General features: G+C 40.5%; 14 protein-coding genes and 6 pseudogenes. All 20 read left to right on the top strand.

The features are described from left to right. Position 1: 1 nt before the first annotated feature. A pseudogene (gene miaA, locus PN838_RS13285) lies at positions 2-932 on the top strand (tRNA (adenosine(37)-N6)-dimethylallyltransferase MiaA). A 233-nt stretch (positions 933-1,165) separates the two neighbouring features. Beyond that, the gene (gene hfq / locus PN838_RS13280; protein WP_215963252.1) at positions 1,166-1,414 is read left to right on the top strand and encodes an RNA chaperone Hfq; all 249 of its coding nucleotides are present in this window, start codon (positions 1,166-1,168) and stop codon (positions 1,412-1,414) included. A 107-nt stretch (positions 1,415-1,521) separates the two neighbouring features. Further along, positions 1,522-2,809: pseudogene (gene hflX, locus PN838_RS13275) on the top strand (ribosome rescue GTPase HflX). A 101-nt stretch (positions 2,810-2,910) separates the two neighbouring features. Beyond that, a pseudogene (gene hflK, locus PN838_RS13270) lies at positions 2,911-4,063 on the top strand (FtsH protease activity modulator HflK). A gap of 2 nt (positions 4,064-4,065) precedes the next feature. Then, positions 4,066-4,941: pseudogene (gene hflC / locus PN838_RS13265) on the top strand (protease modulator HflC). A gap of 100 nt (positions 4,942-5,041) precedes the next feature. After that, positions 5,042-5,224 (top strand): DUF2065 domain-containing protein, encoded by a 183-nt coding sequence (locus PN838_RS13260; protein WP_215963256.1) that lies wholly within the window; start codon positions 5,042-5,044, stop codon positions 5,222-5,224. Between the two features lie 126 nt (positions 5,225-5,350). Next, complete coding sequence (locus PN838_RS13255) at positions 5,351-6,646, top strand: adenylosuccinate synthase (protein ID WP_272180975.1); 1,296 nt, start codon at positions 5,351-5,353, stop codon at positions 6,644-6,646. A gap of 235 nt (positions 6,647-6,881) precedes the next feature. Beyond that, positions 6,882-7,316, top strand: coding sequence for a hypothetical protein (locus PN838_RS13250; RefSeq protein ID WP_272180974.1), 435 nt, complete (start codon positions 6,882-6,884; stop codon positions 7,314-7,316). Between the two features lie 339 nt (positions 7,317-7,655). Then, positions 7,656-8,384, top strand: coding sequence for a S41 family peptidase (locus tag PN838_RS13245; RefSeq protein ID WP_272180973.1), 729 nt, complete (start codon positions 7,656-7,658; stop codon positions 8,382-8,384). Then, positions 8,345-9,001 (top strand): annotated as a pseudogene (locus PN838_RS13240) (S41 family peptidase); the annotation flags it as partial. The gene PN838_RS13245 and the pseudogene PN838_RS13240, both read left to right, overlap by 40 nt. Before the next feature lie 153 nt (positions 9,002-9,154). After that, complete coding sequence (locus PN838_RS13235; protein WP_272182593.1) at positions 9,155-9,697, top strand: tetratricopeptide repeat protein; 543 nt, start codon at positions 9,155-9,157, stop codon at positions 9,695-9,697. A 262-nt stretch (positions 9,698-9,959) separates the two neighbouring features. Then, positions 9,960-10,178, top strand: a complete 219-nt coding sequence (locus tag PN838_RS13230; RefSeq protein WP_272180972.1) for a hypothetical protein — start codon at positions 9,960-9,962, stop codon at positions 10,176-10,178. Beyond that, positions 10,175-10,507, top strand: coding sequence for a hypothetical protein (locus PN838_RS13225; RefSeq protein WP_272182592.1), 333 nt, complete (start codon positions 10,175-10,177; stop codon positions 10,505-10,507). Before PN838_RS13230 ends, PN838_RS13225 begins: the two co-directional genes overlap by 4 nt. Positions 10,508-10,584: 77 nt before the next feature. After that, positions 10,585-11,542: pseudogene (locus PN838_RS13220) on the top strand (ribonuclease R family protein); the annotation flags it as partial. 198 nt (positions 11,543-11,740) lie between these two features. After that, positions 11,741-12,175, top strand: coding sequence for a S1 RNA-binding domain-containing protein (locus PN838_RS13210; protein ID WP_272182590.1), 435 nt, complete (start codon positions 11,741-11,743; stop codon positions 12,173-12,175). Positions 12,176-12,390: 215 nt separating this feature from the next. Next, complete coding sequence (rlmB, locus tag PN838_RS13205; RefSeq protein ID WP_215963262.1) at positions 12,391-13,143, top strand: 23S rRNA (guanosine(2251)-2'-O)-methyltransferase RlmB; 753 nt, start codon at positions 12,391-12,393, stop codon at positions 13,141-13,143. Between the two features lie 157 nt (positions 13,144-13,300). Beyond that, entirely contained in the window at positions 13,301-13,831 is a 531-nt protein-coding gene (locus PN838_RS13200; protein ID WP_272180971.1) for a TlpA disulfide reductase family protein, read from the top strand. 185 nt (positions 13,832-14,016) lie between these two features. Beyond that, on the top strand, positions 14,017-14,658 hold the full coding sequence (locus tag PN838_RS13195) for an RNA polymerase sigma factor (RefSeq protein ID WP_272180970.1): 642 nt from the start codon (positions 14,017-14,019) through the stop codon (positions 14,656-14,658). After that, complete coding sequence (locus tag PN838_RS13190; protein ID WP_272180969.1) at positions 14,645-15,076, top strand: hypothetical protein; 432 nt, start codon at positions 14,645-14,647, stop codon at positions 15,074-15,076. Before PN838_RS13195 ends, PN838_RS13190 begins: the two co-directional genes overlap by 14 nt. Before the next feature lie 103 nt (positions 15,077-15,179). Continuing rightward, positions 15,180-16,124 (top strand): DUF4097 family beta strand repeat-containing protein, encoded by a 945-nt coding sequence (locus PN838_RS13185; protein WP_215963265.1) that lies wholly within the window; start codon positions 15,180-15,182, stop codon positions 16,122-16,124. Positions 16,125-16,244: the final 120 nt, after the last annotated feature.

The following is a 16,244-nucleotide window of genomic DNA, read 5'->3' as shown; positions in this document are numbered from 1 at the left end:
AATGAGCCAGTCAGTGCAATATCCGGTTATAACGATAATGGGGCCAACAGCCTCGGGCAAAACCGATTTAGCGATGGAATTAGCCGATCGTATTAATGGCCAGCTGATAAGTGTGGATTCGGCCCTCATTTATAAAGACATGGATATTGGAACAGCCAAGCCAACGGCCGAAGAATTAGCTCGGCATCCTCATCAGTTAATCAGCTTTTTAGATCCATTAGAGACTTATTCAGCTGCTGACTTTTGTCGAGATGCATTGAAGGAAATTGAGTCGGCATACCAAAACGGAAAAACGCCAATTTTAGTGGGCGGCACTATGATGTATTACAAATCTCTGATTGACGGAATATCGACATTACCTGTCGCCCAAGCCGAAACCCGAGCTGAGATTGAGCAATTGGCAAGTAAAATTGGTTGGGAAGGTGTGCATCAAAAGTTAGCTGAAATTGATCCAGAATCCGCTTTACGTATTCATCCTAATGACCCGCAGCGTATTAACCGAGCCTATGAGATTTATCTAATTAGTGGTGAAACGATGACGGCATTAATGAAAAAGAAAAAAGCCGATACCGTATAAAGTAAAGCAGTTTGCTTTTATGTGTGAAGACAAAACATTGCTCCATCATCGAATTGAACAACGATTTTTGAACATGGTAGAACAAGGTTTTGAACAAGAAGTTAGGTCGCTTTATGAACGAGGCGATTTGCATTTAGACTTACCTTCCATGCGTTGTGTTGGCTATCGACAAATGTGGGAATATTTTGACGGCAAACATGACTGGGATGAAATGATTTTCAGGGGCGTTGTAGCGACTCGTCAATTGGCTAAGAGGCAGCTCACGTGGTTACGAAGCTGGCCCGATGTGACGCACCTAAGCATAGGTAAAGAAAAAGAAAACTTGCAACGAATGATAAACTCGCTAAGCTTATAAGTAGATAGGAAGATATTGCTTAAATTATGAAGTAATGGTTGAAATTTGATCGATTTACTTGAATTTAAAGTTATTACCCCAATAATATTGTGGTAACTTGCATAAGCAACACCCGATAACGTGATATTAAGGAAAAATAGACGTTGGCGATGACGAGGGGTTGCATAGAACATGACATTAAAAATGTTCTACATTTTGTATAAAAATAACAGAATAACAATAAGGAATGAACAATGGCTAAGGGGCAATCTTTACAAGACCCGTTTTTAAATGCGTTACGACGTGAGCGTATTCCTGTATCAATTTATCTTGTAAATGGGATTAAATTGCAGGGCCAAGTGGAGTCTTTTGATCAGTTTGTGATTTTACTTAAAAATACCTTAAGTCAAATGGTCTACAAACACGCAATATCAACGATAGTGCCTGCTCGTCCTTTCCAGACAAATCCACACTACCAAGGTAGTGGAGAAGACGCAGAATAAATGCCTATCCAGGGCTTACGCCTACACGGGTAAATTAATGCATACCATAAAGGAAATATGTCGTACGATGTATTTCCTTTTTGTGTTTTTAAAAACAGGAAATACATTTGTTTGATAGATATGAAGGCGGTGAACAAGCAATCCTTGTTCACGTGAACTTTCCAATGAAAACGACCGAGAAGACTTAGAAGAACTTGGTCTATTAGTGTCATCTGCCGGCGTTTCTTCGTTAGGCGTTATAACAACAACGCGACGCTCACCAGACGCAAAATATTATGTTGGCACCGGCAAAGCGCAAGAAATAGCTGATGCGGTGCAACGTGACGGCGCTGATATCGTAATTTTTAACCACGCCTTATCGCCTTCCCAAGAAAGAAACCTTGAAGCGTTGTTTAAGTGCCGAGTTTTAGATCGCACAGGACTTATTCTCGATATTTTTGCTCAACGAGCAAGAACACACGAAGGTAAATTGCAGGTCGAACTTGCACAACTACGTCATATTTCTACAAGGCTTATTCGCGGTTGGACTCATTTAGAGCGCCAAAAAGGTGGTATTGGTCTTCGTGGTCCTGATGAAACGCAGTTAGAAACTGACAGACGACTACTACGTGCTCGTATAACGCACATTCTGGGACGGTTAGAAAAAGTATCAAAGCAGCGCGAACAAGGTAGACGTTCACGTAAAAAGCAGAGGTGCCGACAGTGTCATTAGTTGGTTATACCAATGCCGGTAAATCAACATTATTTAACGCGGTAACAAATGCCGAGGTGTATGCCGCTGACCAATTGTTTGCGACATTAGATCCAACCCTACGAAAAATAGAAGTTGAAGACGTAGGCGAAGTTATTTTAGCTGATACGGTTGGCTTTATACGCCATCTACCACACGATCTCGTTGCCGCATTTAAAGCAACATTAACAGAAACTCGCGAGTCTGATTTACAGTTGCACGTAGTTGATGTTGCAGATGCCCGCCGTGCTGATAATATGGAGCAGGTTCAAGAAGTATTGAAAGAAATCGACGCTGATCATATTCCGCAATTGCTGGTATTTAATAAAGTCGATTTGTTAGAAGATATTCGCCCACATATTGAACGCGATGATGAAGGCAAGCCAATCTCAGTTTGGTTGTCTGCACAGAATAAATTGGGGTTAGACCTGTTATTCGACGCAATGTCTGAGCTGTTGGGCCTTTCTATGTTGGATATCACTTTGTGTATTCCACCATCAGAGGGTAAGTTAAGAGCGGCACTTTATGCACTTAATGGTATATTAGATGAAAAAATAAATGATAAGGGTGAATGGGTGCTACAAGTACGTATCACCACTGTCGATCATCAAAAGTTAAATAAACAAATGAGCTATGCCATTGAAAAATGGCAACTGGATGACTAAATAGAGTTATGTTTGTGTCATTCACTGATATTCGTCTTTAACTACACGTTATGATGCGAATTTAATAATTTATTGATTACTAATAGGTACTGGAGAAAGGTATGGTCTGGAACGAGCCGGGAAAAAACGACAACGATCCGTGGAAAAATCGCGGTGGAAAAGATCAGGGTCCTCCTGATTTGGATGAACTTTTCAAAGATTTAGGCAACCGTTTTAACGGCATGTTTGGTGGTAAATCCTCCAATCAAGGTGGTAAAGCACAGAGCCCATTTGGATTTGGACTTATTGCGATTGTGGCTTTAGGTATTTGGGCACTTTCTGGTATTTATACCATTAAAGAAGCTGAAAAAGGCGTGGTTTTAACGTTTGGTGAATACACCGGGTTAGTTGATCCAAGGTATTCAGTGGAAGATGACCTTTATTCAAGAAGTTATTCCTGTGAATGTACAAACTATTCGTACAATTCCAGCGTCAGGCTTTATGTTAACGAAAGACGAAAACGTCGTTCAAGTAGATATGGAAGTTCAATATAAGGTTATTGATCCGAAATTTTACTTATTCTCTACTCCTGATCCTGACTCAAGTTTACGTCAAGCTACAGATAGTGCGTTACGACTGGTAATTGGCCATTCAAACATGGATGCCATCTTAACAGCTGGTCGTGAAACAGTTCGTCGCAACACTTGGGATGAATTAAACACAGTTATTGAACCATACAAACTCGGTGTCAGCGTTGTTGACGTCAACTTTAAAGATGCACGCCCACCAGAACAGGTGAAAGATGCATTTGATGATGCTATCGCTGCGCAGGAAGATGAGATTCGTTATATTAACGAAGCTAAAGCTTATGCTAGTGAAGTTGAGCCAAGTGCTCGTGGTCGAGTTAACCGAATGGGTCAAGAAGCTGAAGCATACAAACAAGGCAAAATCTTATCAGCACAGGGTCAAGTTGCTAAGTTTGAGCAGTTACTTCCAGAATACAAAGCGTCTCCTGAAGTGACTCGTAATCGTCTTTACCTAGAAACGATGGAACAAGTGTATGCAAATACATCTAAAGTTTTAGTCGATACAAAAGGCAGTGGCAACATGTTGTATTTGCCATTGGATAAAATTATGCAGCAGCAAAACATTCAGACTCCTGTGATGTCTAATCGTCCAGAAGATGGCTATAACGCGGGCTCTTCAAGTCCAACTAATCAGCCACAACCGTCCCGTTCGGGCCGTGGCGACAGATTTAATGGAGGCGGGAACTAGATATGAAAAACTTTAGTATTGTAGCCCTAATATTTATTGGTCTTATGTCTTTCTCTTCACTATTTGTTGTGAAAGAAGGTCAAAGAGCTATTGTTATTCAGTTTGGTAAAGTTGAGCGTGATGCTTCTGGTACCACATTGGTGAAAGAGCCTTAGTTTGCACTTCAAACTGCCGTTTGTTGAAAAAGTACGAATGATAGATGCTCGTATTCAAACGCTGGACGATGTGCCAGACCGTTTTGTAACAGCAGAGAAAAAGACTTAATAGTAGATTCATTTATCAAATATCGTGTTTCTGACTTTGCAACGTACTACCTTTCTACCGGTGGCGTTAAAGCAAATGCAGAACAGTTACTTAAGCAAAAAGTAAACAACGCGTTAAGAACTGAATTTGGTACTCGTACAATTAAAGAGATTGTTTCTGGTGAACGCACAGAGCTTATGGAAGCTGCTATTATTGCCGCTAAAAGTTCTAGTGATTTAGGTTTGGAAGTATTGGATGTTCGTGTAAAACAAATCAATCTACCACTTGAAGTCAGTAACTATATCTTTGAACGTATGAGAACAGAACGATTAAAAGTAGCTAAAGCTCACCGCTCAGAGGGTCGTGAACAAGCTGAAATTATTCGAGCTGATGTCGATGCAAGAATTACCATTATGATTGCAGAAGCAGAGAAAAATTCGCAGACTTTACGTGGTGAAGGTGATGCACAAGCAGCACGCGTATATGCTGATGCGTTTAGCAAAAACGCGGAGTTTTTCAGTTTCGTTCGTAGTTTAGACGCGTATCGAAATAGCTTTAATAGTCGTCAAGATATTATGGTTATCGAACCAGACAGCGATTTCTTCAAATATATGAAATCAACCTCAGGTAAATAACCTTACCACTAGTTAAAGGGCCCTACGGGGCCTTTTTTGTTGGTACCGTATAAATACATGAAGTTTTGGTATTTATGCCACGTAATGTAGTGAGATAAAAATGCAGATAGAATGGTTAACCGTAATTGGACTTGTATTAATAGTTGAAGGAATGATGCCGTTATTGTTCCCAAAAATATGGCAAAACTACATTAGAAAGTTAGCAGATGAACCAATAAGTGGCATCCGATTTGTTGGTGGTGTGTTGTTTGTACTTGGAATCGTGCTTTTAATGTTTCGTTAAGTTTAATTTTTATCTAATAAATTCAGGTGTTTAATAAACAATGTGAATCTTTTTTGCCAAATCGGGTGATCTTTACCCCGCAATTTTGATAGAATCCCCGCCTAATTTTTTCTGAGTGAAAATGAAATGGGCAAAAACGTTGTAGTTTTAGGCACCCAATGGGGTGACGAAGGTAAAGGTAAAGTAGTTGATTTACTAACTGACAAGGCTGATTACGTTGTACGTTATCAAGGTGGCCACAATGCGGGTCACACGTTAGTAATAGACGGTGAGAAAACAGTACTGCATTTAATCCCTTCTGGGGTATTACGCGATGGCGTAAAATGTATTATTGGTAATGGCGTTGTATTATCTCCAGACGCTTTGATGACTGAAATCAAAATGTTGGAAGAAAGAGGCGTTCCTGTTAAAGAGCGTTTACTTATCTCTGAAGCTTGCCCGCTTATCCTTCCATATCATATCGCTCTAGACCAAGCCCGTGAAATCGCACGTGGTAATAAAGCAATCGGCACAACCGGCCGTGGCATTGGGCCAGCTTATGAAGACAAAGTAGCACGTCGTGGCCTACGTGTTGGCGATTTGTTTAATCCAGAGCAATTTAAAGAAAAACTAAAAGAAGTTCTTGAGTACCATAACTTCTCTTTAGTTAATTATTACAAAGTTGACCCTGTCGACTTTGAAAAGACATTTAACGATGCAATGGCTGTCGCTGACATACTTAAAGCTATGGTTGTTGATGTAACGTCGTTATTAGACGCTGCACGCCTTGCTGGTGAGTCAATCTTGTTTGAAGGTGCCCAAGGTACACTTCTTGATATTGACCACGGTACATATCCGTATGTGACGTCTTCAAACACAACTGTTGGTGGTGTTGCAACTGGTGCAGGTTTTGGTCCGTGTTACTTAGACTATGTACTTGGTATTGTAAAAGCATACACAACACGCGTTGGTTCAGGCCCGTTCCCAACAGAACTTGATTGTGAAGTTGGCCAACACTTAGGCATTAAAGGTCATGAGTTTGGCGCAACAACAGGCCGTAAACGCCGCACAGGTTGGTTTGATGCCGTTGCAATGAAACGTGCAGTTCAAATTAACTCAATTACAGGTTTCTGCTTAACAAAACTTGATGTACTTGATGGTCTAGAAGAAATAAAAATCTGTATAGGTTATCAATTAGCAGATGGTTCAGTTGTTGACGTTCCACCTATGGCCGCTGAAGGGTATGATGCTGTTGTGCCTTTATATGAAAGTGTTCCAGGTTGGTCTGAAAACTCTTTTGGCGTTACAACTTTTGAAGGTTTGCCACAAGCTGCGCAAAACTACATTAAACGTTTAGAAGAAATCACTGGCGTGCCAATGGATATCATATCTACTGGTCCTGACAGAAATGAAACAATGATTTTACGTAACCCGTTTTCGTAAGTAGAATTGTTTTTAAGAACCGCCATCATGGCGGTTTTTTGTATTTACTAAGTGTCGATAAATTTTACACTTGGCTTTTTTTATATTTTCGGTAATACTTATATTGTTGTATTTAAAGAGTTTGTTTTTGTTGGCTCATTAATTGCTTTGTTATTGATATATTAAAACTACATTCGACGAATGATAGTTGTTTATTCAACATGGATTGTTCATTTCCTAATTTAGAGGTTGTTGTATGAAAATTTTGTCAATCGCAATGTTGCTTTGCATTTTAGTCACGGGTAAAGCCCAGGCTGTTCCAATTGTTGAATTTATCGACAATGGTAGAACTACGATTACTAACATCGAAGGTCAAATGACCGAATGGTTAGATTTAACAGAGACGCTAGACATAAGCTTCAATGACATCACCGCTGACCTAGCGGACTCAGTTTTAGATGAAACGTTAAGCGAAACTTCAGAGTTTTCGACTGGCTGGCGCTACGCACAAATCTTTGAAATTCAATTTATGGCATTTAACTTTTTTGCTGATATTTCAGGCACACTTATTTTAAACGAAAGTAATATGTTTGATTTTATCCAATTATTTGGCAACACGTTAGATGACGTAGGCAATGGTGCACTCGCTACAATGGGTATGTCGGGAACTGATGTTGCTGGTGTACCATAAGTGAAATAGAAGCTGTCCAGTTTATTGGTGGCGCTGCACCTGAAAAGGTTGATTGGGTTTGGGACAAAGATACGCCTTTAGCTGGTGGTAGTTGGTTAATTCGCGACTATACGCCGGTTTTTGCTGCAGTATCTGCACCAGCGTCTATTGCACTGTTTGTATTTGGTTTGATGGGTATTCATTACCGTAGAAAAAACGCCTAAATTTATTAGAGTTAAAATAAAGCCACCGGAAGGTGGCTTTTTGTTTACAGCATTCGCGAAATTTCTTTCTATAATTAGATGTACTCCTAGGTTTTTTTCGATAATCTAATGATGAATTAGTTTAAGGATAAAATACATGTACATAAAATCCCTCTTTGTCGCTCTTATAAGTATTAGCTTATCCGGTTGTTTGAAAACTGACGGTGACGTTACTTATGGTCAGTGTTCAGCACCGGATGCCAACAATCGATTATATGACTTTCTGGACGATGAATATTTTTGGTATGGCGATTTAGCACAATCGTTTAACCCTGAAAAGCATTCTGATATCAAAGAAGCACTTGCGAGTCTTCGCGTTCCTCAAGACCGATTTAGCTTTGCAATGACTACAGCAGAATATGACGATTATCAAAAGTCAGTGTTCTTTGGCTATGGCTTTTCTCATTCGGCCACAGAAAATAATGATGGTCTTAAGATCAGATATGTTTTTGAAGAGGGTTCGGCAGCGCAGAATGGTCTTCGTCGCGGTGATACCATCGTTGGCGTCGAAGGTGTTGATATGGCGACAATATTGTCTCAGGTTGCAGCAGGCACAACGACGTTGAATACCGTATTTGGCCCTAATGAAGCAGGGCATACTATTGATGTTGAAATTTTAAAACCAGACGGCTCAACAATAGATACTCAGTTTAGTAAAGGCTCGATAACGGCCAATACTGTAATGGCGACACAGGTTAAAGATGTCACTATCGCAGGCGAAGCTAAAAAGTTGGATATCTCGTTTTCGATTCGTTTGATTCTCGATCTGAACAGGAGCTTAACGTCGCGTTTGATGAGTTTGCTGATCAAAACATCGACGAAATGATATTAGACGTTAGATACAACGGCGGCGGTTTAATCCGTGTCGCAAAGCAATTGAGTACTCAAATCGCGGGAGATGAAGTTGAGAATGAAGTTTTTGTAAAGTACGTTCACAATGATAAACAATCGAGTCGCGACCAAACGTCGTACTTTAGTTTAGGGGCCGGCTTTGAAAAAATGAATCTCGACAGAGTTATTGTGTTAACCACTGGTGGCAGTTGTTCAGCGAGTGAATTAGTTATCAATGCGTTAGACCCATTCGTAGAAGTTGTCATCGTAGGCGAAAATACCTGTGGTAAACCAGTTGGTATGTATCCAGAAGAAATATGCGACCATGTGGTTTTTGCAATTAACTTCCAAACTCAGAACGCAGTAGGCTTTGGTGACTACTTTGATGGTCTGAGTGTTGACTGCCCAGTGAATGATGTCGTTACAGGGGATTGGGGTGTTGATTCTGATCCATTGTTGGCAGAAGGGCTATATTACCTTGCCAATGACAGTTGTAGTGCGAGTGCCGTAGCGTCGCCTCAAAATCGAAATGGCGGGGCAAAAGCTAAATTTATTCCTTCTCCACCCGTCGACTTTTCCAAAGGGCCGATTAAAGCCAAAAACTTACTTTAGGGAATGGCCTAGTACTTGCTTTCAATTAACCAATAAATCTGTTAATTGAAAGCAACACTACAATTTGGTCTGGCGCACATGAAATATATTCTGACACTACTGCTTGTTTTTTCTGCTTATAGTTTTTCTTATAACGAGAATAAATTGAAAGTCGTGCAAATTTATACTCAAGATGAATTGTTAGCTTTAATAAAAGAAAACAAGCATTTAGATAAAGTAAAAGCCGATCGGTGTCAGTTAAATCGTGATATTGAAGACCATGCAGTAAAACTCCATATACCGGCTTATGAATTTCTTTATGGGGACATGCTCGCGTGGGGAGTTTGCATTGAAAAAGACGCAGAGCTGGGGATTTATTATATTCGTAAGTCGGCAAAACAAGGCCTAGTTGCGGCAATAGAACAGATGGGACGCTATTATCATGAAGGCATATTTGTTCAAAAGGACATCGATAAAGCTCACACGTTAATATTTCGAGCCGCGGAATTAGGAAACCTCAATGCGCAAATGAGGTTGGTACAAATGCATTTAGATGGGGTTGGTAGCCCATATGATTACGAACAAAGTTATAAGTGGCTACATCACGCTATAATTGAAGACTCAACCACCCACCAAAAAGTGGCCACCTTGTTGGCTAAACTCGCAAAACTGATGCATCCTAAAGCGTTAAAGAGGGCGAAACACACGCCAATTTAACGTATTTGTTCAGGCGTTCATTTTATTAAACGTTATTTATAAAAAAATTGACAAAAACGATAGTTATTAACTTGTTTGTCTTCATATGGTGTTAAACTAACGACTTAACATTATTTTTTAATTTTTATAAGTGAAACTGAATGCCAAAATTTGACCCGAATCACGATCGGGAAGTTGCTAAATACGGAACCCCTATCGCGAGCCGCGAATTTATCTTAGAACAAATCGAAAAGAACGACTCCCCCTTTCGTATGGCGAATTATTGAAAATTTGTCAGGTCTCCAGCGATGATTTAAAAGTTGCCTTAAAAAGGCGCCTCAGAGCGATGGAACGTGACGGCCAGTTATTATTTACAAAGTTTAAAAAATACGCGATCCCCGATCAGAAAGATTTTATTGTCGGTCAAGTGATTGGTCACCGCGATGGTTTTGGTTTTTACAACCTGAAAACGCTAAGAATAACCGCAGCGACTGGTATATAAGCCACAGCCAGATGCGGAGCTATATCCATGGCGATATCGTAAGAGCGCAATCATTAGGCGAATTTAAAGGCAAAACCGAAGCCCGCATTGTTGACTTAGTCACAGCTCGTTCAGCGCCGCTAATAGGCCGTTATTTTGTTGAGTCTGGTGTGCAATCTGTAGTACCAGATGACAGTCGTATTAAACACGAAATCATTATCCCGAAAGGATCAGAAAACGGTGCTCGACATGGCCAGATGGTTATTGTCGAAATTGAATCGCGTCCAAATAGATCATCAAGTGCAACTGGTTCAATTAGAGAAGTTTTAGGCGAGCATATGGCGCTATGAATGGAAATTGATATCGCGCTACGTAATTATGAAATTCCATTTGAATGGTCTGACACAATTGTCAACTTGGCTAAAAACTGTCACCAGAAGTTTCAGAACAAGACAAGTTAGGCCGCGTTGATCTGCGTAATTTACCGTTAGTCACTATTGATGGTGAAGATTCCCGTGACTTTGATGACGCGGTTTATTGTGAGCGTAAAAATCCGGTGGGTGGCGTCTATATGTTGCCATAGCCGACGTTTCTCATTACGTAAAACATAACTCAGCATTGGACAGAGAAGCTATCGATAGAGGAAATTCTGTATATTTCCCATCGCAAGTTATCCCAATGTTACCAGAGGCACTATCAAACGGATTATGTTCATTAAATCCACAAGTTGACCGTTTGTGTTTAGTGGCTGAGATGACAGTCGCCGATAGTGGTAAATTATCAGGCTTTAAATTTTACGAAGCTGTCATGCATTCTCATGCCCGACTAACGTATACCAAAGTGGCCGCTATCTTAGCTGGTGATGCGACTATGATTGACCGTTATCAAGCGGTCTATCCGCATTTGATGGATTTATTTGATCTTTACAAAGCGCTTAAACTTAGACGTGCTGACCGTGGTGCTTTTGAATTTGATACTATCGAAGCTAAGTTTATTTTTAACGCCAATAAAAAAATTGATTCGGTTGAAACTGTTGAGCGTAATGACGCCCATAAATTGATCGAAGAATGTATGATTTTAGCCAACGTAGCGACAGCTAAGTTCCTAGAAAAAATGACGCAGGCGCGCTATTTAGGGTACATGACAAACCCGACCCAACAAAACTTGCTAGTTTTCGAGCATTTTTAGCAGAACTTGGTGGCGAACTGACATTTAGTGATCAACCTACACCCAAAGAACTCAGCGATCAGGTTAATCCATTTTTGAATCGTCCAGATTCAGAACTTATTCAAACCATGATGATCAGGTCAATGCGCCAAGCGGTATATCAGCCTGACAACATCGGTCATTTTGGTTTAGCGTTAGACGGCTATGCGCATTTTACATCGCCAATTCGTCGTTACCCAGACTTAATCGTCCATCGTGCAATTAAAGGCGTTTTGCATAAACAAGGTGAAAAAACGTCTGGTCACTACGTTTATTCCAGCGAAGAATTAGAGCATTTAGGTGAACAGTGTTCAAAGACCGAACGTCGTGCTGATGAAGCAACACGAGACGTAGAGTCTTGGTTGAAATGTGAATTTATGCAGGACCACATTGACCGCGAATATGAAGGCATTATTGCTTCTGTCACCTCATTTGGCGTGTTTGTCAGACTTAAAGAATTGCATATTGAAGGCCTAGTTCACATCACTGGATTAGGAAACGACTACTTTAATTATGACCAAGGACGCCATGTTTTAGTGGGTGAACGAACACGTCAGGTATTCAAACTCGGTGATGAGTTAGACGTACGAGTTCGTTCGGTAGACTTAGATGGAAGACAGATTGATTTTGAGTTGGCTGATTTGCCACGGGGCTCATCGCGTGACAGGTTGGCAGGAAAATCACGTAAACCGCAGGCTAAAAATACTCGCCCAACGGGCAAAGGCAGTAGTGACAAAGACCGCAAAGAACCGTCTAAACCTAGACGCAGTGGTTCAATTAGAGAACGTTTGAAACGTGGTGACGTGCCTTAGCGATATACAATCTGAAGTGGCCCAAAAAGAAGGGACATCTAAGGGAAAAAATTCTGCGGACGGCGCAGTTGGTCAAAATAAAAAACCAACAACAAAACCAAAAGCAACAAAGAAAAAACACGCTAAGAAAAAGCCAGCACGAGTAAACCTAAAACGCGTGCAGCTAAGCGAATTGCCGCCAAAAAAGCTAAAAAAGTCAATAAGAGAAGTAAGATATGAGTTCAGAAATCGCCTACGGCATCCATTCCATTAGCGCCATAATGGCCAATGAGCCAGAGCGCCTAATTGAAGTATATGCGTTAAAAGATCGTAAAGATGACCGTATGGCACCACTGATTAGCCAAGCTCATTCCCTTGGTGTATCTGTTCAATATATGTCGCGTAAAGTATTAGACGATAAAAGTGACGGCGAACAGCATCAAGGTATTATTGCTCGTGTTAAAGCAGCTAAACAAAAAGACGAAGCCGATCTGTCAGATCTATTAGCCAGATTGAACCAACAAAACATTGCTCCATTATTGTTAATTCTTGACGGGGTAACTGACCCACATAATTTGGGTGCTGTTCTCCGTACCGCTGATGCCGCGGGTGTTCATGGCGTTATTGTTCCTAAAGATAGGTCGGCGAAATTGACAGGTACAGCGCGTAAAGTTGCATGTGGCGCAGCTGAAGTTATGCCATTATTTGTCGTTACAAATCTAGCTCGTAGTTTAAAGTCTTTACAAAATGAAGGTGTTTGGATTGTTGGTACTGCGGGTGAAGCTGAGCAAGACGTTTTTCAAAAATCTATGACTGGCCCGTTGGCTTTAGTTATGGGGGCTGAGGGTACCGGAATGCGTCGACTTACACGAGAAAATTGTGACGACTTAGTTAAAATACCGATGGCAGGTTCTGTCTCAAGTTTAAATGTTTCAGTTGCAACGGGTGTCATTTTGTTTGAAGCCGTACGCCAACGAACATTAGCATAACGCTTAATAAGAAACCTTGGTTAGCTAAATAGTAATCGTATTTATTTGTATAATCACGAATTAATACTCCAATACTTTTTCATCATGTATTTGTAACATATGGGCCGTTTTAGAGGTCTATATCAACAACGCGTTGTATTAGGAAATGTCAGCCCAAATGAAACATATTATTCTCACAACTCTACTGCTTATTTGTTGTTTTTCACTTTACGCTGATGAACCCGAGCTTGACGAAGACGGTAATCCGATTATTTTACCAGACCTAGCCTCGCCATGGTCTTTATCGAATGGTCAAGGTTTAGAGGTTGATTCTGAGGACTTAAAGGGTAAACCTTATGTCTTGCATTTTTGGGCCACTTGGTGTCCTTATTGTAAAAAATTGCAATCAGGTTTAGATGTCATTTCTAAGGGGTATGTGGACAAAGGTATTCCAACTTATGCAGTGAGTTTTTGGGAAAATCCAAGAGCAAAGCCTGTTAAAGAAATGAAAAGTCGAGGCTTAACCTTGCCGGTACTAATTGAAGGTGATGCGGTGGCTAAGCAATTTAGCGTTATGGGTACGCCAACGACAATATTTATTAATGGTGAAGGTGAAATTGTATACGTACATATGTTATCGAATCCAAACGATCCACAAATTAGAGTCGCCTACGAATCACTTCTCAAATCCATGGCAACAGACGATTAACACAAAGGAGCGAAAGCGCCTTTTTGTTAACGATAAGCAGCGCTTTTCAATCTTTTGGTTTACCGAAACTAGCTCGCTATTACGGGCTTTTTGACAAAATAAATAATTCTCCTTTAAACCTTTTTCTATTCCCCTGATACTAAGTAAATAACAACACAGTAGTTCAACAATAAAAGAAGAATATTTTGGTTGGAAACGTAATTTCGCCTCAGCAATTTCAACAGGTTGATGTCAATCGTGTCGACGATGATGCACAGCTTGTCGTTTTGCTTAAACAAGGCAACCAAAATGCACTTAAACAACTTTACGATAAATACATAAATCGAACCTACGCCTTAAGTTTACGATTGTCAGGTGACCGTGAGATTGCAGAAGATATTACTCAGGAAGTTTACGTGCAGGTTTGGCAGAAAATTCACAACTTTCGTGGCGATAGCAAATTCTCAACATGGCTACAGTCGGTGACCAGTAATGTTGCTATTTCTCATATGCGAAAACAAAAGCCGTGGTGGCGCAGCTGGTTTGGTTCAGACGAACAAAACCAACAGGCCCTCGGTGCTCAGGAAATATCTGACGATTATTCGGATTATGATCTGAGCCGCAGTGGTCTAGATAAACATATTGCTAGCCTGCCAGAACAAGCTCGAGTGGTATTTGTGCTGTTCGCTATTGAAGGCTGGCGACACGAAGAAATTAGCAGAGAGCTAGGAATCGCTGTTGGTAGCAGTAAAGCGCAATATCACAGAGCCAAACAATTGCTGCAGAATCAACTATTGGCAGAAGACGAACAATCACAAACGAGGGAGGGCATTAATGATGACATCTAAAGACAAACAATTTGATGACCTAATCAGCGATTTGGAACCAGAATTGGCACCAAAACGAGATTTGTGGGCTGGTATTGAGCAAGCCATTACAAATGTGCCACAGCAAACACCAAGTGAACTAAGTGGCTCGACAATTAAATCAACTCCGTGGCTTAAAGTTGCGGCTATGTTTGCTCCAGTGGCGCTAGTCACTGGGCTTTGGTTAGGATTGCCGAAAGGTATCGATCAACAAATTGAAGAACCGAGTTGGTTAACACCGGTTTCGGCCAGTTTTGAATTGCAAAAACAGCAACTGTTGCAACGGGTCAGTAATACCAATGTGGTCTCGCCAAACTGGCGTTCATCACTTACCGAATTGGAGTTGGCGGAAAAGGCCTTGAAAAAGCCCTTATTCATCAACCAGAAGACGCAGTGTTGATGAAAATGTTAACCCAGATCCATCAACAACAATTGGCATTGATCAGTAAGTCGCATCAATCCAAATTTACACAAATTTAATGAAACGTTAACAAGGTATATTTATGAAAAACTTATTAGTCATAACCGCGCTGCTTGTTTTGTCTATCGGTCAGGTTGCCGCGGGTGAAAAAGTAGACAAGGTATTAACGACGACTGAAAACGGGAAAGTCTTAATTGATGTGCAATCAGGTAAAGTGACAATTAAAACGTGGGATAAGAACGAAGTTAAAGTTGTTGGTGAGCTCGATAAGGACGCAGAGGGTTATCAGTTTGAAAACAATGAAAATGGACGAGTTGTTTTTAAGGTTCATATGCCCAGCCAAAAATGGAACAACTGGAAAGAAGAAGGCTCAAAATTGGTGTTTTGGATACCCGTTAAAAACGGCGTTAAATTTGAAGGTGTCACTGTTGATGTTAAAGTGGCAAATGTATTAGGCGGCGCTCGGATAAACACAGTGAACGGTTATATTGATGCTTCAAAATTAGAAGGCCGAATTGCATTAGGCACAGTCAATGGCGATATCAAATCGGAAGGATTAAAGGGCAATATTAATTTAAATTCGGTTAATGGTGAAATTGACGATTCTGGTAGCGAAGGTGACTTGGAAATTGAAACCGTGAACGGCGATATTAATACCAACAGTAAAGTTAACGAGCTAAAAATCACCAATGTTAATGGTGATATGGACTTGGACTTAAAGTCCATCAAAGAAATTGAGATAAGTACTGTGAACGGTGACATCAATTTGCGAGCTGATCTTTCTAACATCAAAACGTTATTTATCACTTCAGTCGGTGGCGATACTGACCTTAAATTTGGTGGCGATATTTCTGCAGAATTTAGAATTGAAGCCCACTCTGGCGGTGATATTGAAAATAACTTAAGCGGAGATAAAGTAAGAAAAGACAAATATGGTCCGGGAGAGTCACTCCGTTTTACACTAGGTAGTGGTAAAGCTGAAGTTGAAATTAATACTGTAAACGGCGACATTCGCATCGGAAAATAGAGCAAGTTACACGTTTGAAGTTGTCCCATTAGGGGCGAAGTAATTCGCCCCATTTTTGATCTTAAATCACTAACATAAGTTGCTATCAAGCGTCTAAATCCCTAGAATAGTATGCCTAAA

This window comes from Psychrosphaera algicola (genome assembly GCF_028401425.1).
Lineage (GTDB): Bacteria > Pseudomonadota > Gammaproteobacteria > Enterobacterales > Alteromonadaceae > Psychrosphaera > Psychrosphaera algicola.
The sequence above is the reverse complement of the archived record's forward strand: the minus strand, read 5'-3'. Positions and strand labels throughout refer to the sequence as shown.